We start from the raw sequence: 24,967 nt of genomic DNA, 5'->3' as shown, positions 1-24,967 counted from the left end.
CTTCTAGACCGGCATCCCCATCCAGGTATTGCTGCACCACTTGCAACTTAAACTGGTCGCTGTACTGATTCCGCATAGAAACACCCCGAAGGTTGGATTGGGTGTCCAACTTTCGGGGTGCAGTTCACAATGGCCACGGGCGTTGTCTTTCAGGAGAGATACGGCGTGTCAGCCTTGCTGGCCTTCCTGGCGCTTGGCCTCCTGTTCACGACGGCGAATTTCACGCGGGTCGTTATGGGCGCGGCGGCGGCGACGCGGCGTCTCTTCCTTCACTGCTTCGGCCTTCGGCTCGGGCTGGGCATCGGCCTTGTCGTCAGCCTTCGGCTCTTCGGCTTTGGCCTCTGCCTTGGGCTGCTCGGCCTTGGTGTCCGGCTTGGCTTCCGCCTTCGGCTCCTCGGCTTTAGTGTCTGCCTTGGGCTGCTCGGCCGTGGTGTCCGGCTTGGCTTCCGCCTTCGGCTCCTCGGCTTTGGCCTCTGCCTTGGGCTGATCGGCCTTGGTGTCCGGCTTGGCTTCCGCCTTCGGCTCTTCGGCTTTGGCCTCTGCCTTGGGCTGCTCGGCCTTGGTGTCCGGCTTGGCTTCCGCCTTCGGCTCCTCGGCTTTAGCGTCTGCCTTGGGCTGTTCCACCTTGGCTTCGGCCTTCGGCTCCTCGGCTTTGGCGTCTGCCTTGGGCTGATCGGCCTTGGTGTCCGGCTTGGCTTCGGCCTTCGGCTCCTCGGCTTTGGCGTCTGCCTTGGGCTGATCGGCCTTGGTGTCCGGCTTGGCTTCGGCCTTCGGCTCCTCGGCTTTGGCGTCTGCCTTGGGCTGATCGGACGTGGTGTCCGGCTTGGCTTCCGCCTTCGGCTCCTCGGCTTTAGCGTCTGCCTTGGGCTGATCGGCCTTGGTGTCCGGCTTGGCTTCCGCCTTCGGCTCCTCGGCTTTGGCCTCTGCCTTGGGCTGTTCCGCCTTGGTGTCCGCCTTGGCTTCCGCCTTCGGCTCCTCGGCTTTGGCGTCTGCCTTGGGCTGATCGGCCTTGGTGTCCGACTTGGCTTCCGCCTTCGGCTCCTCGGCTTTGGCCTCTGCCTTGGGCTGTTCCGCCTTGGCGTCGGCCTTCGGCTGCTCGGCTTTGGCCTCTGCCTTGGGCTGTTCCGCCTTGGTGTCCGGCTTGGCTTCGGCCTTCGGCTCCTCGGCTTTGGCGTCTGCCTTGGGCTGATCGGCCTTGGGCTGTTCCGCCTTGGCTTCGGCCTTCGGTTCTTCGGCTTTAGCGTCTGCCTTGGGCTGTTCGGCCTTTGGCTGATCGGCTTTCGCCTCTTCCGGCTGTGCTTCTGCCTTGGCCGCCTCGGCCTGGAGGCGTTGCTGTTCGGATACCGCCTCCGGGTTCAGGGCGTGCTGGCGCTGTCGCTGGCGAGGATTGTTGCGCAGGCGCTTGGGCTTGGTATCGGCCTCGTTGGCGGCAGCCTTGGCCGGGCTCTCGTCCTTGGACTGTTCGGCCTTGCTTTCCTGGGGCTTGGCTTCTTGCGGCTTGCTGCTCTGGGTCTTTCCGTCCTGGGGCTTACGGCCTCCCTGGGGCTTGCTGTCCTGAGACTTGCGGGCCTCCGTCGGCTGGCGACCGTCGTCCTGGCGCTGGCCGCGACCTCGGCCGCCGCGCTGGCTGCCGCTCTTGTCGGTGCGCGACTTGTCATCGCCCTGGCGCTGTGGCTTGGCGGTACGACTCTCGTCTCGGCCTTCGCCGCGCTCCTGGCGCTGACCGCCACGGCGGTTGCGCTGGCGACCGTTGCCGCTGGGCTTGGCCTCGCCGCGCTGCTCATCGCGGCTTTCGGCCGGCCGGCCAGAGGAGGGCTGACGCTTGGCTTGCTCGTCGGTGCGGGAGGCCTCACCGCTCTGCGCGGGCTGTTCCTCCCCGCTCAGCAGGCGGGCGAAGCCCTTCACCAGACGACCCAGTACGCCATCCCGGGCGTTCGGGGCAGCGGCAGGAGCGGGCTTGGGGGTAGCCTTGGGAGCAGCCTTGGGGGAGGGAGCCGGCGACTCGGCCGACTTTTCCGGGGCTTCCTCACGCAGCGAGGCCGGTGCCGGTTCGTGATGCACCACGGTCTTCACCGCGGCCTCGTCCCGCTTGACCGGCTTGCCAAAGGATGCCTCGGGCTCCTTGCCCACTTCGGTCTCCATGGGCAGCTCGTAGCTGGACTTGTACGACGAGCCCTCCTCGTCGACATGATCGTCGCGCAGGCGCTGAACGTCGTAGTGGGGCGTGTCCATGTCGGGATTAGGCAGCAGCACCACCCGCACGTCCTGGCGACGCTCGATATCGGCCAGCACGGCGCGCTTCTCGTTGAGCAGGTAGGTGGCCACCGGCACCGGCAGGATGGCGCGGATCTGGGCGCTGCGCTCCTTCATCGCCTCTTCCTCGATCAGGCGCATGATCGACAGCGAGATGGAGCGTACGTCGCGGATGGTGCCCTGGCCGTCGCAGCGCGGGCAGACCACGCCGCTGGTCTCGCCCAGCGACGGGCGCAGGCGCTGGCGGGACATTTCCATCAGGCCGAAGCGGGAAATGCGGCCGATCTGCACCCGGGCGCGATCGAGCTTGAGGGCGTCGCGGACCCGGTTCTCGACCTCACGCTGGTTGCGCGCCGGCGACATGTCGATGAAGTCGATGACCACCAGGCCGCCGATGTCGCGCAGGCGCAGCTGGCGTGCGATCTCGTCGGCCGCCTCCAGGTTGGTCTGCAGCGCCGTTTCCTCGATATCGCTGCCGCGGGTGGCGCGCGCCGAGTTGATGTCGATGGACACCAGTGCCTCGGTGTGGTCGATGACGATAGAGCCGCCGGAGGGCAGCTTGACCTCACGTTCGTAGGCGGTCTCGATCTGTGACTCGATCTGGAAGCGCGAGAACAGCGGCACTTCGTCGGCGTAGCGCTTGATCTTCTGCTGGTAGGAGGGCATGACCTGGCGGATGAAGGCCAGCGCCTCCTGGTGGACCTGCTCGCTGTCGATCAGCACCTCGCCGATGTCCTGGCGCAGGTAGTCGCGCATGGCGCGGATGATGACGTTGGACTCGCGATAGATCAGGAAGGGCGCGGACCGCTTGCCGGCTTCCTCGGTGATCGACTCCCAGACTTGCACCAGGTAGTCGAGGTCCCACTGCAGCTCCTCGGGCGAGCGGCCGATGCCGGCGGTGCGCACGATCAGGCCCATCTTGTCGGGCACCGTCAGTTGGCCCATGGCCTCCTTGAGCTGGGCGCGTTCCTCGCCCTCGATGCGCCGCGAGATCCCCCCGGCCCGGGGGTTGTTGGGCATCAGTACCAGAAAACGGCCGGCCAGGCTGATGAAGGTGGTCAGTGCCGCGCCCTTGTTGCCGCGCTCCTCCTTGTCGACCTGGACAATGACTTCCTGGCCTTCCTTGAGCACTTCCTTGATGCTGGGGCGGCCAGAGGGTTCCTTGACGAAGTACTCGCGGGAGACTTCCTTGAGCGGCAGGAAGCCGTGGCGTTCGGCGCCGAAATCGACGAAGGCGGCTTCGAGGGAGGGTTCCACGCGGGTGATCTTGCCGCGATAGATGTTGGCTTTCTTCTGTTCCCGGGCACCGGACTCGATGTCCAGGTCGTAGAGGCGTTGTCCATCGACCAGGGCGACGCGCAGCTCTTCCGGCTGGGTCGCGTTGATGAGCATCCGTTTCATGTCGTCTCGCAAAATGGACGCGCCGGTGGGCGCCCATGGGCATCGACGATGGCGAACCGCAGGGTGCAGCGTGCTTGTGCTCAGCGCATGTCGCGGATGCGGAACTGCGCCCGGCCGTGTCGGGGCCTGATAGCAGTGGCGGGCCGGCACGGCATGATCATGTTGAGTACGGGGCGGAGGCAGGACATGTCTCGGCGGGTCGTTTCGTTTCCCATCCGGCCCTGCGGTCACCGCCAACACCTGGCATTCATCGATTCGCCAACGCCGGCCTCCGGCACGATGTTGTACGTATCCCGTGGTTGCCGCTCGCTCGTCAGAAGCGAGGCGGGGCGGGCGTGGCGTTGTATCGCTTGCTTGTCGGCGGCGGGACCTCGTGTGGGAGGGTCGTCGCGGCCTGATTTCGTCGCTCCGGCCTGCGTGTGTGTCGTGCAGGCGCGCGAATGGACGGTTCTGTCCACTGGAACGAATCCGCAATATACCAGTAAAGGGGATACCCAGCAATTGGCGGCAGAATGGCCGGCACTGCGGTAGAATGCGCCTTTTACGTCAGTGGTAAGTGGAGTGTCGCATGGCCGAGGGCCGCGAGGTGCAATGGGTGGAAGTGACCGAGGGCCAGGTGGGCCAGCGGGTCGATAATTTCCTGATGACGCGCGTCAAGGGAGCGCCTCGGGCGCTGATCTACCGCATCGTGCGCAAGGGCGAAGTGCGGGTGAACAAGAAGCGGGTCAAGGCCGATACCCGGCTGGCGTTGGGGGACGTGGTGCGCATACCGCCGCTCAAGCTCGCGCCCCGCGAGGCAGTCCGTGAGGTCAGCGATAGCCTGCGTAACCTGCTGGCCGGCAGCGTGCTGTTGGAGGGGCGTGACTGGCTGGTGCTCAACAAGCCATCGGGACTCGCCGTCCACGGTGGCAGCGGCGTCAAGATTGGCTTGATCGAGGCGCTGCGTCAGGTTCGCGAGGATCTGGACTTCCTCGAGCTGGTGCACCGCCTCGATCGCGATACCTCCGGCTGTCTGCTGCTGGCCAAGTCGCGGCCGGCGCTGCTGAGCCTCAACGACGCCCTCAAGCGTCACCAGATGTCCAAGCAGTATCTGGCTCTGGTCGCCGGTCGCTGGCCGGCGCGGCGCGACTTCGTCAGCGCCCGGCTGGATCGTTTCGATGCCGGCAACGGTGAGCGTCGGGTGAGGGTCGATAGTGCAGGTAAGGTGGCGCGTACCCGGTTCGGCGTGCGCGAGGCCTTCGCCCGCGCCACCCTGATCGAGGCCGAGCCGATCACTGGGCGTACCCACCAGATCCGTGTGCATGCGGCCCACGCCGGTCACCCGCTGCTTGGTGACGACAAGTACGGCACCCGCGAAGGGGGGCGTATTGCGGCGCAGCTCGGACTGTCGCGGCTGTTTCTCCACGCCGCCTCGTTGACCTTTCCCGAACCCACCAGCGGCAAGCCGGTGAAGATCCGTGCGCCGCTCGGCGACACCCTCGATGGCGTGCTGGCGCGCGCCCGCGACGCTCGTTGACGCGGAGGCTTCATGCGCTATCGACTGATGATCTTCGACTGGGATGGCACCCTGATGGACTCGGTGGCCCGCATTGTCGCCTGCATGCAGGCCGCCGGTCGCGACATCGGCTGGGGGGAGCTGTCTGACGAGCGTGTCCGTGACATCATCGGCCTGGGGCTGCCCGAGGCCATCGCCAGGCTGTGTCCGGGTATCGACCCCGAGCGTGCCGAGGCCTTGCGGCAGCGTTATGCCTACCACTTCGTGGAGGGCGACGTGACCCCGATGCCGTTCTACCCAGGCGTGATCGATGGGCTGGCGCGGCTGCGAGCCGATGACGGCAGTCGCCTGGCGGTGGCCACCGGCAAGAGCCGCCGCGGGCTTGATCGCATCTTCCGTGAGGCCGAATGCGGGCACTGGTTTCACGCCAGCCGTACCGCCGACGAGACGCTCTCCAAGCCGCATCCGCGGATGCTCGAGGAGCTGCTCGACGAGCTCTGTGTGCCGGTAGAGGAGGCCGTGATGGTCGGTGACACTGAGTACGACCTGGAGATGGCGCGGGCGTTGGGCATGGATCGTATTGCCGTGACTTACGGCGTGCATGCGCCCGAGCGTCTGGCGGCCAGTCGCCCGGTGTTCACCGCCGATGCCTTTCCCGAGCTCATCGACTGGCTGCATGCCTGATCGCTGCTTGTTTCGTTCACAGGAGTAAGCCCATGGGCGACGATCGACGCGACGACTGGACCCAAGGACCGGAGCTCAGCGCCGAGCAGGCCCGAGAGGAGCGCCGCCGACGCTCGGCCGCCGAGCAGGCGCCGCCGGCCCCGAGCGACGAGGATGCCGAGACGCTGCGCGAGCGCCAGCGCCTCGCCCAGCAGGCCATGCTCGATCGCTGGATCGACGGCGTGCTCGTCGAGCAGCGTCGCTCGCGGCGCTGGAAACTTTTCTTTCGCTTCCTTTTCGCCCTGCTGATACTGGCGTCGCTGGCTATCACCCTCTACGGGCTCTTCGTGGTGCCGGGGGCGGGGAGCGTGGCCGGGCCCCATCTGGGCATCGTGAAGGTGGAGGGCGTGATCGACAGCGACTCCCGGGCCAGCGCCGATCGCATCATCGATGGCGTCAGGCGGGCCTGGCAGGCGCCGGGGGCGAAGGCCGTGGTGCTGCGCATCGACAGCCCTGGCGGCAGCCCGGTGCAATCCCAGCGTATCTACGATGAAGTGATGCGGCTGCGCGGGCAGGGCGACAAGCCGATCATCGCGGTGGTCGAGGACATCGGTGCCAGCGGCGCCTACTACATCGCCTCCGCTGCCGACGAGATCGTCGCCGCGCCGGCCAGCCTGGTGGGTTCGATCGGCGTCATCAACGCCGGCTTCGGCCTCCAGGAGGCGATCGAGCGCCTGGGCGTCGAGCGCCGCGTGTTCACCGCCGGCGAGAACAAGGCCTTCCTCGACCCGTTCTCGGATATCTCCCCGGAGCAGCGCGACTTCTGGCAGCGGGTGCTGGCCACCACGCATCGCCAGTTCATCGAGGACGTCAAGGCGGGGCGAGGCGATCGGCTGGCCGATGACGAGCGGCTATTCAGCGGCCTGATCTGGACCGGCGAGCAGGCCATCGAACTGGGGTTGGTGGACGAGCTGGGCAGTCTCGACAGCCTCGCCAGGGAGCGCCTGGCGACGCCGCGCACCCAGGACTACACGCCGCGTCTGGATCCCCTTGACCGCCTGGCGCGTCGCTTCGGGCGAGTCGCCGCCGAATGGTTCGGGCTGCCGCAGGCTGCCTCGCCGCTGCGTTATCAGCTGTACTAGCCACGGGGCGCGAGCTTCGGGCTGCGAGCGGCTGGCGTGGGCTTTATATTCATGGAGACTGCCCGCAGCCCGCAGCCCGCAGCCCGCAGCCCGCAGCCCGCAGCCCGCAGCCCGCAGCCCGCAGCCCGCAGCCCGCAGCCCGCAGCCCGCAGCCCGCAGCCCGCAGCCTAGCGCTCGCCGAGCGGGTCCAGTCCTGCCTCGCGCAGCAGCTGGCACAGTCGGATCAGCGGCAGTCCGATCAGTGCATTGGGGTCGTCGCCCTCGAGGCGTTCGAACAGGGTGATGCCAAGGCCTTCCATGCGGAAGCTGCCGGCGCTGTCCAGCGGGCGTTCCCTGGCCACGTAGCGAGCGATCTCGGCCTCGCTCAGCCGGCGGAAGACCACGTCGTAGCGCTCGTGGCAGACGCGGTGGCCGGCGTTTCGGGTGTCGATCAGCGCCAGGCCGGTCAAGAAGCTGACCCTGTGACCCGAGAAGCGGGCGAGCTGGTGCCGTGCGGCGGCCTCGTCGGATGGCTTGCCCAGCGTCTCGCCCTCGAATACCGCCACCTGGTCGGAGCCGATGATCAGGTGGTCCGGCCAGTCGGCGGCCAGTCTTTCGGCCTTGGCCAGCGATAGCCGGTGCACCAGCGCCTGGGGCGACTCGCCGGGATGGGGCGTCTCGTCGATATCCGGGCTCTCCCAGGCATAGGGAATCTCCAGGCGATCAAGCAGCTGGCGGCGAAAGCGGGAGCTCGAGGCGAGCACCAGACGTGGCATGGCAAGGTCCTCCGGAAGGGTGAAGCGAGGCATGATGGCAGGCATTGTACCCTCGATGCGAGCGGGCTTTGACAGGGGGGGAGGGAGTGCCTATCATTGCGCGCCTATGTTGACCTCACGACTCCCTGGCAGGGTCGAGCCTTACAAGCTCGCCGCGCATGCCGAACATCTCGAAGGCCTGGTGGCGCTGGGCGACCTGCCGCGACTCGTTGAAGAGGCCGGCGAACAGCACGGCGATGCCCGAGTATGGCTGGACTTCGCCATCGATGCCCAAGGGCGTCGGGAAATCCGTGGTCGCCTGGAGGCTGAGCTGCAGCTGCTTTGTCGGCGCTGTCTCATACCTATGCCGCAGGCGGTGGCGAGCGAATTCCTGCTGGGAATGGTCACCAGCGATGCCCTGGCGGCCGATCTGCCAAGCACCCATGAGCCGGTGCTGGTAGAAGACGAACAGCTGAACCTGCTGGTGGTGGTCGAGGATGAGCTCATCCTCAGCCTGCCCCAGGTGGTTTACCACGACGAGGCCGATTGTGCGGTCTCGCGCGACCAGCTGAGCAGTGGGGCGGGCTCCGAGATGCCGGATGCCCCCTCCGACAATCCCTTCGAGGTGCTCAAGCGCCTCAAGGGCAAAACCTGATATCTCATCGATTCACTCTGGAGTGATATCCCATGGCAGTTCAACAGAACCGCAAGACTCGTTCCAAGCGTGGTATGCGTCGCAGCCACGATGCCCTGACCGGTCAGGCGCTGTCCCAGGACAAGGAAACCGGCACCACTCACCTGCGTCATCACGTCTCCCCGGACGGCTTCTACAAGGGTCGCAAGGTCGTCGACGCCTGAGGCTGAACGTCCTTGAGGGTGCCGTGATGCCTGCTGGCCGCTGAACATGCGGATTGCCGTAGATGCCATGGGAGGGGACCTCGGTCCTCGAGCTACCGTGGTTGGCGCGGCCAGCGCCGTCATGGCCGACCCTGGGCTCGAGATCCGACTGTTCGGCCCCGCCGCCCAGCTGGAAGACGAGCTTTCCCGGCTGCCGCGGCCTCTCGCCGCGGCGTCGTCGCATCTGAGCGTCGTGAACGCGGACGGAGTGATCCGCCAGGATCAGCGTCCTGCCCAGGCGCTGCGGCACGGGCATGACTCCAGTATGGCTGCCATGCTGGAATGCCTGGCGCGTGGCGAGGCCGATGCCGGCGTCTGTGCGGGCAACACCGGCGCGCTGCTGGCGCTTTCCCGGAGAGCCTTGGGTACCGTGGCCGACGTCGCACGCCCGGCAATCAGCACCGCCATTCCCACCGCTCGAGAAGGTCGCTGCTATCTGCTCGATCTGGGGGCTAACGTCGACGTCGAGTCGTCGCGACTGGTGGACTTTGCCTTGATGGGCGAGGTCATGGCGCGTCACGTGGATGGTCTCGAACGGCCCCGAGTGGCCCTGCTCAACGTGGGCGTCGAGGGCACCAAGGGGCCGGCCAGCGTGCAGCAGGCCGATCGAATGCTGTGTCGCTTGCCAGGGATCAACTACGTCGGCTTCATCGAAGGCGATGGGATCTTCGCCGGTGAGGCCGATGTGGTCGTTTGCGACGGTTTCGTCGGCAATGCCGTGCTCAAGGCCAGTGAGGGCCTGGCGCGGATGCTGGTGCGCCGCGTCCAGGCAACCTTCGAGGCGCACTGGACCAGTCGCCTGGTGGGCGTGCTGGCACGTCCGGCATTGGCTCGTCTGCGTCGAGAGCTCGACCCGGTGCGCTACAATGGCGCGAGCCTGTTGGGGTTGGGCGGCATCGTCATCAAGAGCCATGGCGGCGCCGATGCCACGGGGTTTCACTTTGCCGTGGCTCGTGCGGTTCAGGAGGTGCACCACGGCTTGCCCGAGCGGTTGGCCGCCGAGCTGCACCTGCGACGGTCCGCTGTCGACCCGGTCGTCGCCGACCACGGCCGGGTCGACAGCGGATCCAGTGGTCACGACTCCGCCGTTACGGATACGGGCGGGGCCGCGACCAGTCAACAAGAGCAAAGGTGATCGACATGACACAACCCCTTGCCCTCATCTTCCCCGGGCAGGGCTCCCAGCAGATCGGCATGCTGCGCGAGCTGGCCGAGCGCTACAGCGTGGTGCGCACGACCTTCGAGGAAGCCTCCGATGCGCTGGGGTACGATCTCTGGCAGGTGGTCCAGGAAGGGCCTACCGAGGCGCTCAACGCGACCGCCTGCACTCAGCCGGCGCTGCTGGCGGCCAGCGTGGCCATCTGGCGCGTCTGGCAGGAGCTGGAGGGGCCGCGCCCCGCCGCCATGGCGGGTCACAGCCTCGGCGAGTACAGCGCCATGGTGTGTGCCGGCGCACTGTCGTTTGCCGACGGCATTCGGCTGGTCAAGCTGCGCGGTGAGGCGATGCAGGACGCCGTGCCCATGGGGCAGGGCGCCATGGCCGCGATCCTCGGCCTGGACGATGAGGCGGTCGAGAAGGCCTGTGCCCAGGCTGCCGATGGCGAGGTGGTCGCCGCGGTGAACTACAATGCTCCCGGTCAGGTGGTCATCGCCGGCGGCAAGGCGGCCGTCGAGCGCGCCATTGCTGCCTGCCAGGAGGCCGGTGCCAAGCGCGCCATGCCGCTGCCGGTATCGGTGCCGTCGCACTGCGACCTGATGCGTCCGGCCGCCGAGCGTCTGGCTGCCGCGATGGACGAGATCGCGCTGCGGCCGCCGCGCTATACCGTGGTCCAGAACGTCGATGCCCAGGCGCATGCCGATGTCGAGACGCTGCGCACGCGCCTGATCGAACAGCTCTACCAGCCGGTACGCTGGACCGCCTGCATCGAGACCATGGTCGGCCAGGGAGCCGAGGTGTTCATCGAATGCGGTCCAGGCAAGGTGCTCACCGGCCTGAACAAACGAATCGCCCGGGGCAGTCGCGGGCTGGCGGTCAACGACCCCGACAGCCTCTCGGCGGCCCTCGAGCTGGCCCGCGAGGCGGTCGGCCAATCGCCGGCCAACGGTTGACCCACCTCCAGGACGAGAACGGAAGAGACCATGACAAGCGAGTCTAGAGTCGCCCTGATCACCGGGGCCAGTCGCGGCATCGGCCGCGCCATCGCCCACGAGCTCGGTCGTCAGGGCCGGATCGTGATCGGTACCGCCACCAGCGATGCTGGTGCCGAGCGCATCGACGCCGACCTCAAGGCACAGGGCTTCGAGGGAGCGGGGCGCCGCCTCGACGTCACCGACCAGGTCAGTGTCGATGGCTTGGTCAAGGCGATCGGCGAGGAGTTCGGTGCGCCGACCATCCTGGTCAATAATGCCGGCATTACCCGTGACAACTTGCTCATGCGCATGAAAGAGGACGAGTGGGATGCGGTCATCGATGCCAACCTCAAGTCCGTTTATCGCGTCAGCAAGGCTTGCCTGCGCGGCATGACCAAGGCTCGCTTCGGGCGAATCGTGTCGGTCAGCTCGGTGGTTGCCACCATGGGCAACCTCGGTCAGACCAACTACGCTGCCGCCAAGGCCGGCATGGAAGGTTTTACCCGGGCCCTGGCTCGCGAGGTGGCGACTCGTGCCATCACCGTCAATGCCGTGGCCCCGGGCTTCATTGCGACCGACATGACCGAGGCGCTGCCCGAGGCGCAGAAGGAGGCCCTGCTCGGCCAGATTCCTCTGGCGAGGCTCGGCCAGCCCGAGGAAATCGCGGCCGCGGTGGGCTTTCTGACCGGCGAGTCGGCGGGCTATATCACCGGCGAGACACTGCACGTCAACGGCGGCATGAACATGCGCTGAAGCCGCGGCATACGGCGGTTGCGTTGACCCTGAGCGGTCTATAAACTACCCCGCAGCTTATTGGCTTGCGGATCTGAAACGGCTGGTTAGCAGTCGGCTTAACGTGAACGACTGGAGTACGTCATAATGAGCACCATCGAAGAGCGCGTGAAGAAGGTTGTGGCCGAGCGCCTGAACGTCAAGGAAGAGGACATCCAGAACTCTTCTTCTTTCACCGAAGACCTCGGCGCGGATTCCCTGGATACCGTCGAGCTGGTGATGGCGCTCGAAGAGGAATTCGATACCGAGATTCCCGACGAGGAAGCCGAGAAGATCACCACCGTTCAGGAAGCCATCGACTACGTCAACGCCCACCAGTAAGGGTGTTGGTCACCGCTTGCTGAGGTGTGTCCAGGGCAGCGAGCCCTGGTGAGAGCCGTCCTGCCATGCAGGGCGGCTCTCGTGCTTTCTGGGGATGGCGCTGGGGCCACAGTGGACGCAGACTCGGGTATAATGCGCTCAAAGACGGCCCTTCGGGGCCGTGTCACCATCTGGATCTGGAGGAAAGCTGATGGCTCGTAGAAGGGTTGTGGTGACGGGGCTCGGCCTGGTCACGCCAGTAGGAAATACCGTGCAGGAGAGCTGGGGCAACATCCTGGCCGGCAAGAGCGGTATCGCCCCCATCGAGCACTTCGATGCCAGCGGCTTCAATACGCGGTTCGGCGGGTCGATCAAGGACTTCGACATCAGCCCCTACCTGAATCCCAAGGACGCCCGCAAGATGGACCTGTTCATCCAGTACGGCGTGGCCGCGGGCGGGCAGGCGATCAGCGACGCGGGTATCGAATGCACCGATGACAACGCCCATCGCATCGGGGTGGCGATCGGTTCGGGCATCGGCGGGTTGCCGATGATCGAACACAACCACAACGCCTTGCAGAAGGGCGGGGCGCGGCGCATCTCACCGTTCTTCGTGCCGGGTTCGATCATCAACATGATCTCGGGCAACCTGGCCATCCAGCACGGCTTTCGTGGGCCCAACATCGCCATCACCACCGCCTGCACTACCGGTACCCACAACATCGGCTATAGCGCTCGCACCATCGCCTACGGCGATGCCGACGTGATGGTCTGCGGCGGCGCCGAAATGGCTACCACGCCGCTGGGACTGGGCGGTTTCTCCGCGGCCCGGGCGCTGTCGACGCGCAACGACGACCCGGCAGCGGCCAGCCGCCCCTGGGATCGCGACCGCGACGGCTTCGTGCTCTCCGACGGCGCCGGGGTGATGGTGCTCGAGGAGTACGAACACGCCAAGGCACGCGGCGCAACCATCTATGCCGAGCTCACCGGCTTCGGCATGAGCGACGATGCCCATCACATGACCGCGCCGCCGGAAGACGGCAGCGGCGCCGCGCTGTCGATGGCGAACGCCATCCACGATGCCGGCATCGATCCCGCCGCGGTGGACTACATCAACGCCCATGGCACTTCCACCCCGGCCGGTGACCTGGCCGAGAGTCGCGCCGTCCAGCGCGTGCTTGGCGAGGCCTCCAAGGATGTGGCGGTCAGTTCCACCAAGTCGATGATCGGCCACCTGCTGGGCGCGGCTGGCGCCGTCGAGGCGGTATTCTCGGTGCTGGCGATTCGCGACCAGGTGGCGCCGCCCACGATCAACCTCGACAACCCCCAGGAAGGCTGCGTGCTTGACTACGTGCCCCATACCGCCCGGGAGATGAAGATCGACGTCAGCCTGTCGAACTCCTTCGGCTTCGGCGGCACCAACGGCACCCTGGTCTTCTCCAAGGTGTGAGCGGCTCGGCAGGCGAGGGTGATGCCGGCCGGCTGAGTCCGGGGGAAGGCGTGCCCTTCGACGATCGCGGCCTGGCCTATGGCGATGGCCTGTTCGAGACCGTGCTGGTGCGAGATGGCGAGCCGCTGCTGTGGGACGAGCATATGGCACGGCTGGCCCGCGGGGCGGCCGTTCTGGGCATCCCGATGCCGACAAGGGCGACGCTGGAGGCCTTGCCGGCCCGGGCCGGCAAGGGCCTGGCGGTGCTCAAGCTGATGCTGACTCGCGGCAGTGGCGGTCGAGGCTACCTGGCACCCGAGGCCCCCGAGCCGCGGTTACGCTGGCAGGCCGCTCCCTTTGCACCGAACGAGGCGCGCTGGAGGCAAGGCGTGGCGGTGCGGCACTGCCGGTTGAGGCTGGGCATCCAGCCGGTGCTGGCTGGTCTCAAGCACCTCAACCGCCTGGAGAACGTCCTTGCCCGGGCCGAGTGGTCCGATCCCGAGATCGCCGAAGGCCTGCTCTGCGACGTCGAGGGTCGGCTGGTCGAGGCCACGTGCATGAATCTCTTCTGGTGGCGAGGTGGTGCCTGGCACACGCCGAGCCTCGAACGCTGTGGCGTGGCAGGCACCCTGCGCGAGGCACTGCTCGCCCGCCTGGACATTCGCGTGGTGGCTGCCGAGCCCGGCGCCCTGGCCGACGCCGAGGCCGTGTGTCTGGCCAACTCCGTGCAGGGCCTGTGGCCGGTGGTTCGGCTCGACGACGCGGAGGGGCGTTGCCTGTCGCGCTGGGCGGTGAACGACCGCCATCGAGCACTGCAGGCCGAGGCTCACGCGCTGCTCGGCCATCCCCGCCATCCCCACGATTGAACGAGGACTTCCCATGAGGCGAGGGCTCAAACTGTTGCCGCTGCTGGTCATCCTGGCGGCGCTGGCCCTGGGCGCCGGTTACCGCTATTGGCAGACCCGGCTCGAGGCGCCGTTGGTGCTGGAAGCGCCGACGCTTTACGAAGTGCCGGCCGGCGCCGGCTTCCACCGGGTGATCAATGAGCTCGGCGAGCGCGGTATCCTGGCAGACGGCTGGGCCTTTCGCCTGATGACTCGGCTCGAGCCCGAGGCCGTGCCCGATCTGCGTCCTGGCGAATATCGGCTGACGCCCGGCATGAGCGGTCGCGAGCTGCTCGGCATGCTGGACCGTCACGAGGTGGTCACCTATCCGCTGACCGTCCCCGAGGGCTGGACCTTCGCCCAGATGCGCCAGGCGCTGAATGCCGCCCCCAAACTCGAGCATCGCACCGCGGAGTGGTCCGACGCCGAAATCATGGCGCGCCTCGATCGCCAGGGAGAGCATCCCGAGGGACGCTTCTTCCCCGATACCTATCGCTATCGTAAGGGCATCAGCGACCTGGAAATCCTGCGTCAGTCCATGCAGCGCATGGACGAGCTGCTCGCCGAGGCCTGGGCCGAGCGCGACGACGACCTGCCACTGGAGACGCCCTATCAGGCGTTGATCCTGGCGTCGCTGGTGGAGCGCGAGACCGGCGCGCCCGAAGAGCGTGGTCGCATCGCCGGCGTCTTCGTGCGGCGCCTGGAGCGCGGCATGCGCCTGCAGACGGATCCCACCGTGATCTACGGCATGGGTGACGACTACGACGGCAACATCACTCGCGCCGACCTGCGCGAGCCGACGCCCTACAACACCTATGTGATCGATGGCCTGCCGCCCACGCCCATCGCCTTGCCGGGACAGGCAGCGCTCGAGGCGGCGGTGCATCCCTATGAGGGCGAGGCACTCTACTTCGTGGCCCGGGGCGATGGCACCCATCATTTCTCGCGTTCTTTGCGCGAGCACAACAACGCCGTCAACCGCTACATCCGCAATCGTTGAACCATTCACCAACCATCGAGACGTCATGATGCCGAGGCGCGGACGCTTTATCACCCTGGAAGGCGGTGAAGGAGTGGGAAAGTCCACCAATCTGGCGTGGGTCGCCGAACACTTGCGGGCCCGCGGGCTCGAGGTGGTGTGCACCCGGGAGCCGGGCGGCACGCCGCGGGCCGAGGCGATCCGCGGCCTGCTGCTCGACCCCAACGGCGACGAGCCGCTGGACGACGATGCCGAATTGCTGCTGGTGTTCGCCGCCCGCGCTCAGCACCTGGCCCGTGTGGTGCGTCCGGCGCTCGAGCGAGGCGCCTGGGTGGTCTGCGATCGATTCACTGACGCCACCTTCGCCTACCAGGGCGGTGGTCGCGGTATTCCGGCCGCCCGCATTGCCGAGCTGGAGGCGTTCGTTCAGCGAGGTCTGCAGCCCGATCTGACGCTGCTGCTCGACATGCCGATGGAGGCGGCACAGCGTCGGCTGGAGGGGCGCCTCGAACGCCAGGGTGGCCAGCGCGACCGCTTCGAGCGCGAGCGAGGCGACTTCTTCGAGGCGGTGCGACGCGCCTACCTGGCGCGGGCCGCCGGGGCACCCGAGCGTATCGCCGTGATCGACGCCGACCGTTCCCTTGCGGCGGTGCAGGCCGAGCTGGGGCAGCGGCTGGATGCCCATCTGGAGGTGTCATGAGCGATCCCGTTCGGCCGCTGCCTTGGCTCGAGCCGCGCTGGCAAGAGCTGGTCGCGCTCGCCGACGCCGGGCGCCTGCCCCACGCACTGTTGTTCTCTGGTCCGCATGGTGTCGGTAAGCCGTCGCTGGCCGAAGCGTTGATCGCCCGTACCCTGTGCCAAGCTCCCGGCGAGATCGCCTGCGGCCACTGTCATGCCTGTCGGATGCTGGCCGCCGGTTACCATCCCGACCTGATGCGGGTGTCCCCCGACGAGGGCAAGCGCCAGATTCGCATCGACGCCATCCGCGAGATCAATGGCTTCGTTTCCCAGACCGCTCAGCAGGGCGGCTATCGTGTCATCGTCATCAGCCCCGCCGAGGCCATGAACGTGGCCGCCTCCAATGCCCTGCTCAAGAGCCTGGAAGAGCCCGGCGGCCGGACGTTGTTCCTGCTGCTCTCCGATATTCCCTCGCACCTGCTGCCGACCATTCGCTCACGCTGCCAGCACTGGAGCCTGGCGGTGCCGGGCGAGACCGAGTGCCTGGATTGGCTGGCCGAGCGGCTCGGCGGTCGCGAGGAGGCACATTTCTGGTGGCAGGCCGCCGGTGGCCTGCCGCTGCGAGCCCTCGAACTCGCCGAGCCCGATTCCCGTGCGCTTCGCCAGCAGCTACACGAGACCTTTGACGCCCTGGTGCGCGGTGCCGAACCGGTGGCCGAAGCCGCTCGGCTGGACCGTCAGGCCCTCGATGCCATCCTGTGGTACGGTATCGCCTGGCTCGAGGACCTGATTCGCCTGGGGTTGTCGGGCGAATCCGAGGCGCTGCGCAATCCCGACCTGTTGCCGCTGTATCGCCAGGCGGTGAAGAATGGTCGCGTGCGCGACTGGTTCCGCCTCTTGGACTATGCTCGCGAACAACGGCGCCTGCTGAGCGCAGGGGGCAATCCCAATCCGCAGCTGGCACTGGAGGCCTGGCTGGTACGCTGGTCCGCTTTGCTGCGTTCTTGACGGAGGAGATCCGCGTGACCGCACAGAAAGCCCTCTCCCTGACTATCCGGGATATTCCCACGCTGCTGTCGGCCTATATGCCGGTGCTGGAAAGGGGCGGTATCTTCGTGCCCACTCAGGAGCGCTACGAGCTCGGTCAAGAGGTCTTCGTGTTGCTGACCCTGCCCGACGAGAGCGAGCGACTTCCGGTGACCGGCCAGGTGGTCTGGATCTCGCCCGAGGGCGTTTCCGGGCGCCGGGTTCCGGGCATCGGGGTCCACTTCGGCGTTGGGGACCATGCCGTGCGTGACAAGATTGAAAACCTGTTGGCGGGTCAGTTGGACAAGGGCGCGCCGACCTACACGCTCTGAAGAGGGAAGAGGGAAGAGGGAAGAGGGAAGAGGGAAGAGGGAAGAGGGAAGAGGGAAGAGGGAAGAGAAGATAGGCTGTTGTTTTTTCTTCCCTCTTATTTCTTCCTTCTGAATTACGTCTAGTCATCTACTGCCGAAGATTTTCATGTTCATTGACTCCCACTGCCATCTCGATCGCCTCGATCCCCGTACTCATGACGGCGACGTCGCCGTCGCCCTCGAGGCAGCCCGCGCCCGCGACGTGCGCCAGTTCCTGGCCATCGCCGTTACCCTGGAGGAGGTGCCCGGCATCGCCGCCATCGCTCGCGAGCACGACGATGTGGTGATCTCCGCCGGCGTGCATCCCTTGCACGAAGTGCCCGAGGAGCCCAGCGTCTCGGCCATCCAGGAGTGCGCCGAGCGCTTCGGTGCGGTGGCGATTGGCGAGACCGGCCTCGACTATCATTACGACGGTGTCTCTCGTGAGGTTCAGCACGAGCGCTTTCGTCGCCACCTGATCGCGGCGACCGAGCTCGAACTGCCGGTGATCATCCATACGCGTGAGGCTCGGGAAGACACCCTGGCGCTGATCCGCGAGTATGTCGATCCGTCCATCGGTGGCGTGCTGCACTGTTTCACCGAGGATCTGGACATGGCTCGGGAGGCGGTGGCACACGGCTTTCACATCTCGCTGTCGGGCATCGTCACCTTCCGCAATGCGACCTCGATTCGAGAGCTGGCCCGGCGGCTGCCGCTGGATCGCATGTTGATCGAGACCGACAGCCCCTACCTGGCCCCTGTCCCGCACCGGGGCAAGCCCAACGAGCCGGCCTGGGTAGTGGAGGTCGCCGAGTGCATTGCCGCCGAGCGCGGCATCAGCGTCGAGGAAGTGGCCATGCAGACGACCGCCAACTTCTACCGCCTGTTCCGTGCGGCGGCCCCCGAGGCGACCCCGGAGGTCCGCGAGGCGCTGGCTCGCTCGGGTCTGGTGGTCTAGGTCACGACGCGGCCACGATGGGGAAGGAGGCGCCATGAATCTGGAGACCTTGCTGGCCGGTATCGAACCGCAGGGCGAGATCCCGCCGGTGGACCGCTGGCATCCCGAGCGCCGGGGCGAGATGGACCTGACCATTGCCGCCGACGGTCGCTGGATCCACGAGGGTGGAGTGATCCGCCGGCCGCGGCTGGTCAGGCTGCTGTCGACGATCCTGCGCCGCGAGGACGACGGCGAGCACTATCTGGTGACGCCTGCCGAGAAACAGCATATCCGTGTCGAGGACCGTGCCTTCATGATCGTCGATGCCGATCAGGATGCCGCCGGGGACTGGTGGTTGACCACCAACGTCGGCGATCGCGTCCGGCTCGATGAGGCCCATCGGTTGACGGTCAGCGCCACGCCGCTCGGCGAGCACGTGCCTGAAGTGCCGGTGCGCTTCGGGCTCGCCGCGCGACTCTCGCGCAACGTCTTCTATCGACTGGTCGAGTCCGCCGAGCAGCGCGGCGCCGAGCTGGGGTTGGAGAGCAGCGGCGTCTGGCAGTCGCTGGGTCGCTGGGACGAAGCGACGTCATGAGGTTGACGCCGGAACAGCATGCCGTGGTCGGGCATCTCTCGGGCCATGCCCGGGTCGCCGCGGTGGCCGGGGCGGGCAAGACCACGACCATGGTGGCGCGAGTGCTGCACCTGCTCGAGCAGGGCGTGGCGCCCGGTCGCATCCTGGTGCTGATGTTCAACCGCTCGGCTCGCGAGGACTTCCAGGCCCGGCTCGCGGCCACGGCGCCTGCGGGCCAGGCTCTGCCCGACGTGCGCACCTTTCACTCGCTTGGCCATCGCCTTAGCCAGAGCCTCAACCGCTGGGGGGTGCTCGCTCCCCGCCGGCTGTTGACCGCGGACTGGCAGCTGGAGCGCCTGCTGCGTCAGGCCACCCAGCAGGCGCTGGAGGCGTTCCCCGAGGCCGGCGAACGGGCGCTCGAGGCCGAAAAGCTCGAGGCCTTGGCGCATTTCTGTGGCCTGGTGAAGGCCGAGATGGCCGAGCCGGTCGAGCTCTATGCCCGACTCGACTTCGGCGAGGACACCGAGCACTTCGCCGCCGCCTTCGAGCACGCCGAGACGCTGCTCGCCGACCAAGGGCTGATGACCTATGCCGATCTGCTGTATCGGCCGCTCAAGGCCCTGGAGGGCGATCCGGCCCTGCGCGCTCGAGTCCAGGGGTTCCTGGATCATGTGATCATCGACGAGTATCAGGACATCAACCCCGCCCAGCAGCGCCTGCTGGCAGTGCTGGCTGGCCGCGAGGCGGCAGTGATGGCGGTGGGCGATGCCAATCAGTGCATCTACGAGTGGCGTGGCGCCCATCCCGACACCATGCTCGAGGACTTCACCGCCACCTTCGGGGCGGCGAGGGACTATCCGCTGTCCACGACCTTTCGCCACGGCCATGCCCTGGCGCTGGCCGCCAATCACGCCATCGACGCCAATCGTCGTCGCCCGGACCAGCTGTGCCTGGCGGCTCCGGACAACCCCGATACCCGGCTGGCAGTGGGGCAGGGCGGCCAGGCGCTGCTCGACGAGCTCGTCGCCTGGCAGCGTGGGGGCCGTCGTCTCGATGAAGCTTGTCTGATGGTGCGCAGCTGGGCGCTGTCGGTACCGATGCAGCTGGCGTTGCTGCGGCAGGGCATTCCCTTTCGGCTGTCGCGGGAGGATCGCTTCGTGTTTCGCCTGCCGCTGGTGGAGGCTCTGGCCGGCTACCTGATGCTGGCGCTGGACGCGAGCCTGCTGCGCGACCCCGGTCACCTGCTGGTCCTGATCTCCCAGCCTACGCCCTTCGTGCCCCGTGAGCGGCTGGCGTCGCTCGCCGCCCGGCTGGCCGAGAGCCAGCGCTGGCCGGAGCGCCACGACCCGCTGATCGCCGCCCTCAAGCCCCATCAGCGGCGTACCCTCAAGCGCCGCTGGGCGCTGCTGTGCGAACTGCCACGTCGCGGCGGCTGGTCGCCGGCGCGGTTGCTCGAGTACGTCAGTGAAGAGGTCGAGGCCGAGAAGGTACTCAAGCGTGCCGCGGCGCGGCGCGACAAGGGCGAGGAGGACGTACGGCTGCTCGACGTGCTGGTGGAGCAGGCTCGCGAAGCCCCGGGTCTGGCAGCCTTTATCGAGCTGCTGCGGCGTCCGGTGGAGAATCGCGATGATGGCGTGCTGATCACTACCGTGCACGGTGCCAAGGGGCTGGAGTGGCCGCTGGTGGTGCTGGGCGGCGTCAACGAGGAAGACTTCCCTCACTATACCCGCGACAACCCCTTGACCCCGCCGCGCCTCGAGGAGGAGCGGCGACTGTTCTACGTGGCGATCACCCGGGCTCGTGAGCGCCTGGTGATGCTCCACGACGGTGGTGACCACCGCCCCAGCCGTTTCCTCGCCGAGACCGCCTGGCAGGATGGCATGAAGGTGGCCGAACGGCTGGTCGCCGGCGCCGCCGACGGATCGGTAGCGCCACTTCGCGTCGCCCGTCCTGCCCTGGTGCAGCGCTATCTCGAGCGGCTGGGGCGACCGCTCTCCATCGAGGCCGCCGAGCCATCGGCCGAGGTCGCCGAGACCCCGGTCGACTATCGCGTTGGCCGTCGCCTGAGCCATGCCGTCTTCGGCGAGGGCGAGATCAGCGTGGTGGAGGGCGACCCGGACAACCCGGTGATCGAAGTGCGTTTCCATCAGGCCGGTCGTCGACGGCTGATCGCCCGACGGGCGCCGATCGAATTTCTGGAGGGAGAAGGCGCATGAGTGACGTATTGATCGAGGCCACCGAGCTGATCCGCGCGCTGTCCGGCACCCGGGCGCCCCTGGTGCTGGACTGTCGGGCGCGGCTCGGCGATCACGGAGCCGGTGAGCGCCTGTGGCGCGAGGGCCATGTGCCGGGCAGCCATCACCTGGATCTGGACCGCGACCTGGCGGCGCCGGCCGGGGAGAGGGGCCGTCACCCGCTGCCGGCCGAGGCGGACTTCACGGCGGTGATGCGCCGTCTGGGCATCACCCCCGAGCGGCCGGTAGTGGTCTACGACGACATGGGCGGCCAGCTGGCCGCGGCGCGCGCCTGGTGGATGCTGGCCTGCTGGGCCGGCCACCCGGATGTGCGAGTGCTCGATGGCGGCCTCGCCGCCTGGCAGAACGCCGGCGGCGAGCTGCCGCTGGGCCGCGAGCCTGCCCCTGCGCCGAGCGATTGGATGCCCGACTATCGCGACGACGTGCTGGTCGGCGCCGACCAGGTGTTCTCCGGCAGGTCGCTGAAGGTGGATGCCCGTGCCAGGGAGCGCTTTCGCGGCGAGGCCGAGCCGGTGGATTCCGTGGCCGGGCATATCCCCGGTGCGGTGTGCCGACCAAGCGGCGACAATCTCGACGCGCACGGGCGCTTTCTGGCCCCCGAAGCGCTGGACGCCGAGCTGCCGCGCGGTGAGGACGTGATCGCCTACTGCGGTTCCGGCGTCACCGCCTGCCACGACATCCTCGCCTACGCGATCGCCGGCCGACCGCTGCCGCGGCTCTATGCCGGCTCCTGGAGCGAATGGATCCGCGACCCCGCCCGACCCATCGCCACCGGCGACTGAGCCCGGACGTCCCCGTAAGCGGTAAGCCGGAAGAGCGGCGCTGCGCGCCTGGAAGCTTGAAGCTGGAAGACAAAACGCCCCGCAGGCCTCAGCCTGCGGGGCGTTTCTATGTATGCTGGCTTCGAGCTTCGAGCTTCGAGCTTCGAGCTAAGCTTGCTGTCGTAGCCCGTAGCCCGTAGCCCGTAGCCCGTAGCCCGTAGCCCGTAGCCCGTAGCCCGTAGCCCGTAGCCCGTAACCCGAGCCTACATATTGGGGTAGTTCGGTCCCCCACCCCCTTCCGGTGCCACCCAGGTGATGTTCTGCGCCGGGTCCTTGATGTCGCAGGTCTTGCAGTGGATGCAGTTCTGGAAGTTGATCTGGAACTTCGGCTTGCCGGCGTCGTCCTCGACCACCTCGTAGACCCCCACCGGGCAGTAGCGCTGGGCCGGTTCGGCATACTCGGGCAGGTTATCGCGGATCGGCAGCTCGGGATCGGCCAGCCGCAGGTGGCAGGGCTGGTCTTCCTCGTGGTTGGTGTTGGAGAGGAACACCGATGAGGGCTTGTCGAAGGACAGCACGCCGTCCGGCTTGGGATAGTCGATCTTCTCGCAGTCGGCCGCCTTCTTGAGGGTGGCGTGATCCGGCACGGTGTCATGCAGCGTCGGCAGCTTGCCACCGATGAGCTGGTCGAGGAAGTTGTAGGCGCCGCCGCCCACGGTGCCGTACTTGTGGATCGCCGGGCCGAAGCTGCGGGTCTCGTCGAGCTCGCGGTAGGCCCAACTGGCCTGCCACTTGTCTTCGAAGGCGCTCAGTTCCAGGCCGCCCTCGTCGCCGGCCGCGATGGCCTCGAAGACGCTTTCGGCGGCCACCATGCCCGACTTCATGGCGGTGTGCAGTCCCTTGATCTTGGCGAAGTTGAGGGTGCCGGCGTCGCAGCCGATCAGCAGGCCGCCGGGAAAGGTCATCCTGGGCAGGCAGTTGAGGCCGCCCTTGGCGATGGCACGGGCTCCGTAGGCCACACGCGAGCCGCCCTTGAGATGCTTGGCGAGCACCGGATGATGCTTCATGCGCTGGAACTCGTCGAAGGGCGACAGCCAGGGGTTCTGGTAGGAGAGGTCGAGGATCAGGCCGACCACCACCTGAGAGTTCTCGGCGTGGTAGAGGAACCAGCCGCCCTGGGTCGACTTGTCCAGCGGCCAGCCGGAGCCGTGCAGCACCAGGCCAGGCTCGTGCTGCTCGGCGGGCACGTCCCACAGCTCCTTCAAGCCGATGCCGTAGTGCTGTGGATCCTTGCCCTCGTCGAGATGGAAACGCTCGATCAGTCGCTTGCCCAGATGGCCGCGGGCGCCCTCGGCGAACAGGGTGTACTTTGCGCGCAGTTCCATGCCCGGCATGTGGCCGTCCTTGGGCTGACCGTCCGCGCCCACGCCCATGTCACCGACGATGATGCCCTTGACCACGTCATCCTCGACGATCGTTTCCTGGGCGGCAAAGCCGGGGAATACCTCGACGCCGAGCTCCTCGGCCTGCTCGGCTAGCCAGCGGCACAGGTTACCGGCGCTGATCACGTAGCGGGTGAGGTCGCCACCGGTGTTATGCATGGTCTTGGGGACCAGGGCGTTGGGCAGCTTCTGGGCCTTTTCGGCATCCTTGAGCAGGTAGACTTCGTCGCGCACGGCCGGGGTGGTCAGTGGCGCGCCGCGCTGCTCCCAATCGGGAAACAGCTCCTGCAGGGCGCGGGGCTCGAAGACGGCGCCGGAGAGCGTATGGGCGCCCACCTCGGAGCCCTTCTCGACCACGCACACCGTCAGTTCGTGTTCGGCCTCGCTCGCCTGCTGCATCAGACGGCAGGCCGCGGCCAATCCGGAGGGCCCGGCGCCGACGATGACCACGTCGAATTCCATGGCGTCGCGTTCGATCTGTTCTGTCATTGGATTTTTCTCCTTCCTTGCCGGTCACGCCCGGGGCCTGGGTCCTGTACGAAAACTGTCTGCGCTCGTCCCTGCGGTGTTTGACATCGGCTCGTGTAAGAGCCCGGTCCGTCTTTTGACTCGTGACATCCTGTCACTCGCTCTGCGAGCGTCGGGCTGCCCAAGCGGCAACCCTGGCGATCTGTCGTCGATGCTTGCCTTGCGACCCACATGGATGCGGGGAGTGCGCCGGCATGTCGGGAACCGGTCTGGCCATCGTTCGCCGACTTTTTCGTACAAAACCCGGGCACCATTCACGGTGGCAGGTTTTAAAACGGTCGTTTGCTTCTAGGTGTGTCCCATGATAGGCATAATAGCCGCAAAGGGGCACCCCTTACGATGGCAGGGGCTCGAGAAGCCGGAATCTCGGCATAATCGGGGATTGTTGCCACAGCCCGGGCTGTGGCACATTTAGGGGGTTTTTTCGGTATGGCGCCTATCAAACGCTTGCATGAAACGCATAAGAGCATGCCGGACGGTTCTATGAGGCCCGGTGTCGCGTTCCGTCAGCGTGTCGCCGACCTCCGTCACCCAAGGTTCCGATACTGAACCAAGCGAGGGCATTATGAAGGTACTCGTCGCGGTCAAACGCGTCATCGATTACAACGTCAAGATCCGTGTCAAGCCGGATCACTCCGACGTCGACCTGACCAACGTCAAGATGGCCATGAACCCCTTCTGCGAGATCGCCGTGGAAGAAGCGGTGCGGCTCAAGGAGAAAGGGGTGGCGACGGAAGTGGTCGCGGTCACCGTGGGCCCCAAGGCCGCCCAGGAGCAGCTGCGCACCGCGCTGGCGCTGGGCGCCGACCGGGCGATCCACGTGCAGACCGACGAGGCCGTCGAGTCGCTGGCCGCGGCCAAGCTGCTGGCCAAGGTGGTCGAGGAAGAGCAGCCGGGGCTGACGATCCTCGGCAAGCAGGCCATCGACAGCGACAACAACCAGGTGGGGCAGATGCTCGCCGCGCTGACCGGCCGCCCTCAGGGTACTTTCGCCTCCGAAGTGGAAGTTGACGGCGACACCCTCAAGGTGACCCGCGAGATCGACGGCGGCCTGCAGACCGTCGCCCTCCAGCTGCCGGCCATCGTCACCACTGACCTGCGCCTCAACGAGCCGCGCTACGCCAAGCTGCCCGACATCATGAAGGCCAAGAAGAAGCCTCTGGACACCAAGACGCCGGACGAGCTGGGCGTGTCGGTTGCCTCCGGGCTCAAGCGTGTGCGCGTCGAACCGCCGGCCGAGCGCCAGGGTGGCGTCAAGGTGGGCTCCGTGGACGAGCTCGTGGACAAACTCAAGAACGAAGCAAAAGTTCTTTGATA

General features: G+C 67.0%; 23 protein-coding genes. 20 read left to right on the top strand and 3 right to left on the bottom strand.

All coding sequences use genetic code 11. From position 1 onward, the window contains the following. Window positions 1–168 precede the first annotated feature (168 nt). Window positions 169–3,654 carry a ribonuclease E gene (rne, locus tag ACGTN6_RS13335; protein WP_394592285.1) on the bottom strand — a complete coding sequence of 1,162 codons (3,486 nt, stop codon included), beginning with the start codon at window positions 3,652–3,654 and terminating at the stop codon, window positions 169–171. A gap of 568 nt (window positions 3,655–4,222) precedes the next feature. On the opposite strand from rne, the gene ACGTN6_RS13330 reads away from it, so the two are divergent. The 3 genes from ACGTN6_RS13330 to sppA are packed head-to-tail and all read left to right on the top strand — an operon-like array spanning window position 4,223 to window position 6,954. Next, window positions 4,223–5,170 carry an RluA family pseudouridine synthase gene (locus tag ACGTN6_RS13330; RefSeq protein WP_394592283.1) on the top strand — a complete coding sequence of 316 codons (948 nt, stop codon included), beginning with the start codon at window positions 4,223–4,225 and terminating at the stop codon, window positions 5,168–5,170. 12 nt (window positions 5,171–5,182) lie between these two features. Next, window positions 5,183–5,833 (top strand): HAD family hydrolase, encoded by a 651-nt coding sequence (locus ACGTN6_RS13325; RefSeq protein WP_394592281.1) that lies wholly within the window; start codon window positions 5,183–5,185, stop codon window positions 5,831–5,833. 32 nt (window positions 5,834–5,865) lie between these two features. Beyond that, on the top strand, window positions 5,866–6,954 hold the full coding sequence (gene sppA / locus ACGTN6_RS13320) for a signal peptide peptidase SppA (protein ID WP_394592279.1): 1,089 nt from the start codon (window positions 5,866–5,868) through the stop codon (window positions 6,952–6,954). Between the two features lie 167 nt (window positions 6,955–7,121). Here the strand turns inward: sppA and ACGTN6_RS13315 are convergent, their stop codons facing one another. After that, a complete protein-coding gene (locus ACGTN6_RS13315; protein ID WP_394592277.1) occupies window positions 7,122–7,709 on the bottom strand; it encodes a Maf family protein in 588 nt (195 codons plus the stop codon). Window positions 7,710–7,815: 106 nt separating this feature from the next. Here ACGTN6_RS13315 and ACGTN6_RS13310 point away from each other — a divergent pair, with 106 nt between their 5' ends. The 16 genes from ACGTN6_RS13310 to ACGTN6_RS13235 all read left to right on the top strand — a co-directional run bounded on the left by ACGTN6_RS13310 (window position 7,816) and on the right by ACGTN6_RS13235 (window position 21,701). After that, on the top strand, window positions 7,816–8,343 hold the full coding sequence (locus tag ACGTN6_RS13310) for a YceD family protein (protein WP_394592275.1): 528 nt from the start codon (window positions 7,816–7,818) through the stop codon (window positions 8,341–8,343). A 32-nt stretch (window positions 8,344–8,375) separates the two neighbouring features. Further along, on the top strand, window positions 8,376–8,546 hold the full coding sequence (rpmF, locus tag ACGTN6_RS13305; protein ID WP_183389771.1) for a 50S ribosomal protein L32: 171 nt from the start codon (window positions 8,376–8,378) through the stop codon (window positions 8,544–8,546). A 46-nt stretch (window positions 8,547–8,592) separates the two neighbouring features. Continuing rightward, on the top strand, window positions 8,593–9,720 hold the full coding sequence (plsX, locus tag ACGTN6_RS13300) for a phosphate acyltransferase PlsX (RefSeq protein ID WP_394592273.1): 1,128 nt from the start codon (window positions 8,593–8,595) through the stop codon (window positions 9,718–9,720). 5 nt (window positions 9,721–9,725) lie between these two features. Further along, window positions 9,726–10,694 carry an ACP S-malonyltransferase gene (gene fabD / locus ACGTN6_RS13295; protein ID WP_394592271.1) on the top strand — a complete coding sequence of 323 codons (969 nt, stop codon included), beginning with the start codon at window positions 9,726–9,728 and terminating at the stop codon, window positions 10,692–10,694. 30 nt (window positions 10,695–10,724) lie between these two features. Continuing rightward, window positions 10,725–11,468: a 3-oxoacyl-ACP reductase FabG gene (gene fabG / locus ACGTN6_RS13290; RefSeq protein WP_394592269.1), complete on the top strand. Its 744-nt coding sequence runs from the start codon at window positions 10,725–10,727 to the stop codon at window positions 11,466–11,468. A 126-nt stretch (window positions 11,469–11,594) separates the two neighbouring features. Further along, complete coding sequence (acpP, locus tag ACGTN6_RS13285) at window positions 11,595–11,828, top strand: acyl carrier protein (RefSeq protein WP_008956801.1); 234 nt, start codon at window positions 11,595–11,597, stop codon at window positions 11,826–11,828. Between the two features lie 190 nt (window positions 11,829–12,018). Continuing rightward, a complete protein-coding gene (gene fabF, locus ACGTN6_RS13280) occupies window positions 12,019–13,257 on the top strand; it encodes a beta-ketoacyl-ACP synthase II (protein ID WP_394592267.1) in 1,239 nt (412 codons plus the stop codon). Window positions 13,258–13,307: 50 nt separating this feature from the next. Further along, complete coding sequence (gene pabC, locus ACGTN6_RS13275; protein ID WP_343066395.1) at window positions 13,308–14,102, top strand: aminodeoxychorismate lyase; 795 nt, start codon at window positions 13,308–13,310, stop codon at window positions 14,100–14,102. 13 nt (window positions 14,103–14,115) lie between these two features. Further along, window positions 14,116–15,120 carry an endolytic transglycosylase MltG gene (gene mltG / locus ACGTN6_RS13270; protein WP_394592264.1) on the top strand — a complete coding sequence of 335 codons (1,005 nt, stop codon included), beginning with the start codon at window positions 14,116–14,118 and terminating at the stop codon, window positions 15,118–15,120. A 28-nt stretch (window positions 15,121–15,148) separates the two neighbouring features. Beyond that, on the top strand, window positions 15,149–15,799 hold the full coding sequence (gene tmk / locus ACGTN6_RS13265) for a dTMP kinase (RefSeq protein WP_394592289.1): 651 nt from the start codon (window positions 15,149–15,151) through the stop codon (window positions 15,797–15,799). Next, window positions 15,796–16,785 carry a DNA polymerase III subunit delta' gene (locus ACGTN6_RS13260; protein WP_394592262.1) on the top strand — a complete coding sequence of 330 codons (990 nt, stop codon included), beginning with the start codon at window positions 15,796–15,798 and terminating at the stop codon, window positions 16,783–16,785. Before tmk ends, ACGTN6_RS13260 begins: the two co-directional genes overlap by 4 nt. 14 nt (window positions 16,786–16,799) lie before the next feature. Beyond that, window positions 16,800–17,135, top strand: a complete 336-nt coding sequence (locus ACGTN6_RS13255; protein ID WP_394592260.1) for a PilZ domain-containing protein — start codon at window positions 16,800–16,802, stop codon at window positions 17,133–17,135. Between the two features lie 145 nt (window positions 17,136–17,280). Beyond that, a complete protein-coding gene (locus ACGTN6_RS13250; RefSeq protein ID WP_394592258.1) occupies window positions 17,281–18,111 on the top strand; it encodes a TatD family hydrolase in 831 nt (276 codons plus the stop codon). 34 nt (window positions 18,112–18,145) lie between these two features. Further along, window positions 18,146–18,685: a DUF1285 domain-containing protein gene (locus ACGTN6_RS13245; protein WP_394592256.1), complete on the top strand. Its 540-nt coding sequence runs from the start codon at window positions 18,146–18,148 to the stop codon at window positions 18,683–18,685. After that, on the top strand, window positions 18,682–20,880 hold the full coding sequence (locus ACGTN6_RS13240; protein WP_394592254.1) for an ATP-dependent helicase: 2,199 nt from the start codon (window positions 18,682–18,684) through the stop codon (window positions 20,878–20,880). Before ACGTN6_RS13245 ends, ACGTN6_RS13240 begins: the two co-directional genes overlap by 4 nt. Then, window positions 20,877–21,701, top strand: coding sequence for a sulfurtransferase (locus tag ACGTN6_RS13235; protein WP_394592253.1), 825 nt, complete (start codon window positions 20,877–20,879; stop codon window positions 21,699–21,701). The genes ACGTN6_RS13240 and ACGTN6_RS13235 overlap by 4 nt, the downstream gene beginning before the upstream one ends. A gap of 242 nt (window positions 21,702–21,943) precedes the next feature. On the opposite strand, the gene ACGTN6_RS13230 is transcribed toward ACGTN6_RS13235, so the two are convergent. Continuing rightward, window positions 21,944–23,611: an electron transfer flavoprotein-ubiquinone oxidoreductase gene (locus ACGTN6_RS13230; protein ID WP_394592251.1), complete on the bottom strand. Its 1,668-nt coding sequence runs from the start codon at window positions 23,609–23,611 to the stop codon at window positions 21,944–21,946. Window positions 23,612–24,215: 604 nt separating this feature from the next. Between ACGTN6_RS13230 and ACGTN6_RS13225 the strand changes: the two genes are divergently transcribed. Beyond that, the gene (locus tag ACGTN6_RS13225) at window positions 24,216–24,965 is read left to right on the top strand and encodes an electron transfer flavoprotein subunit beta/FixA family protein (protein ID WP_394592249.1); all 750 of its coding nucleotides are present in this window, start codon (window positions 24,216–24,218) and stop codon (window positions 24,963–24,965) included. Window positions 24,966–24,967: the final 2 nt, after the last annotated feature.

Source organism: Halomonas sp. B23F22_20 (assembly GCF_043496985.1).
Classification (GTDB): Bacteria; Pseudomonadota; Gammaproteobacteria; order Pseudomonadales; family Halomonadaceae; genus Halomonas.
This window is presented reverse-complemented; position numbering and strand designations above follow the sequence as displayed.

Coding starts and splice junctions, on each gene's coding strand:
- rne (WP_394592285.1), bottom strand. CDS start 3,654: ATGAAACGGATGCTCATCAACGCGACCCAGCCGGAAGAGCTGCGCGTC.
- ACGTN6_RS13330 (WP_394592283.1), top strand. CDS start 4,223: ATGGCCGAGGGCCGCGAGGTGCAATGGGTGGAAGTGACCGAGGGCCAG.
- ACGTN6_RS13325 (WP_394592281.1), top strand. CDS start 5,183: ATGCGCTATCGACTGATGATCTTCGACTGGGATGGCACCCTGATGGAC.
- sppA (WP_394592279.1), top strand. CDS start 5,866: ATGGGCGACGATCGACGCGACGACTGGACCCAAGGACCGGAGCTCAGC.
- ACGTN6_RS13315 (WP_394592277.1), bottom strand. CDS start 7,709: ATGCCACGTCTGGTGCTCGCCTCGAGCTCCCGCTTTCGCCGCCAGCTG.
- ACGTN6_RS13310 (WP_394592275.1), top strand. CDS start 7,816: ATGTTGACCTCACGACTCCCTGGCAGGGTCGAGCCTTACAAGCTCGCC.
- rpmF (WP_183389771.1), top strand. CDS start 8,376: ATGGCAGTTCAACAGAACCGCAAGACTCGTTCCAAGCGTGGTATGCGT.
- plsX (WP_394592273.1), top strand. CDS start 8,593: ATGCGGATTGCCGTAGATGCCATGGGAGGGGACCTCGGTCCTCGAGCT.
- fabD (WP_394592271.1), top strand. CDS start 9,726: ATGACACAACCCCTTGCCCTCATCTTCCCCGGGCAGGGCTCCCAGCAG.
- fabG (WP_394592269.1), top strand. CDS start 10,725: ATGACAAGCGAGTCTAGAGTCGCCCTGATCACCGGGGCCAGTCGCGGC.
- acpP (WP_008956801.1), top strand. CDS start 11,595: ATGAGCACCATCGAAGAGCGCGTGAAGAAGGTTGTGGCCGAGCGCCTG.
- fabF (WP_394592267.1), top strand. CDS start 12,019: ATGGCTCGTAGAAGGGTTGTGGTGACGGGGCTCGGCCTGGTCACGCCA.
- mltG (WP_394592264.1), top strand. CDS start 14,116: ATGAGGCGAGGGCTCAAACTGTTGCCGCTGCTGGTCATCCTGGCGGCG.
- tmk (WP_394592289.1), top strand. CDS start 15,149: ATGCCGAGGCGCGGACGCTTTATCACCCTGGAAGGCGGTGAAGGAGTG.
- ACGTN6_RS13260 (WP_394592262.1), top strand. CDS start 15,796: ATGAGCGATCCCGTTCGGCCGCTGCCTTGGCTCGAGCCGCGCTGGCAA.
- ACGTN6_RS13250 (WP_394592258.1), top strand. CDS start 17,281: ATGTTCATTGACTCCCACTGCCATCTCGATCGCCTCGATCCCCGTACT.
- ACGTN6_RS13245 (WP_394592256.1), top strand. CDS start 18,146: ATGAATCTGGAGACCTTGCTGGCCGGTATCGAACCGCAGGGCGAGATC.
- ACGTN6_RS13240 (WP_394592254.1), top strand. CDS start 18,682: ATGAGGTTGACGCCGGAACAGCATGCCGTGGTCGGGCATCTCTCGGGC.
- ACGTN6_RS13235 (WP_394592253.1), top strand. CDS start 20,877: ATGAGTGACGTATTGATCGAGGCCACCGAGCTGATCCGCGCGCTGTCC.
- ACGTN6_RS13230 (WP_394592251.1), bottom strand. CDS start 23,611: ATGACAGAACAGATCGAACGCGACGCCATGGAATTCGACGTGGTCATC.
- ACGTN6_RS13225 (WP_394592249.1), top strand. CDS start 24,216: ATGAAGGTACTCGTCGCGGTCAAACGCGTCATCGATTACAACGTCAAG.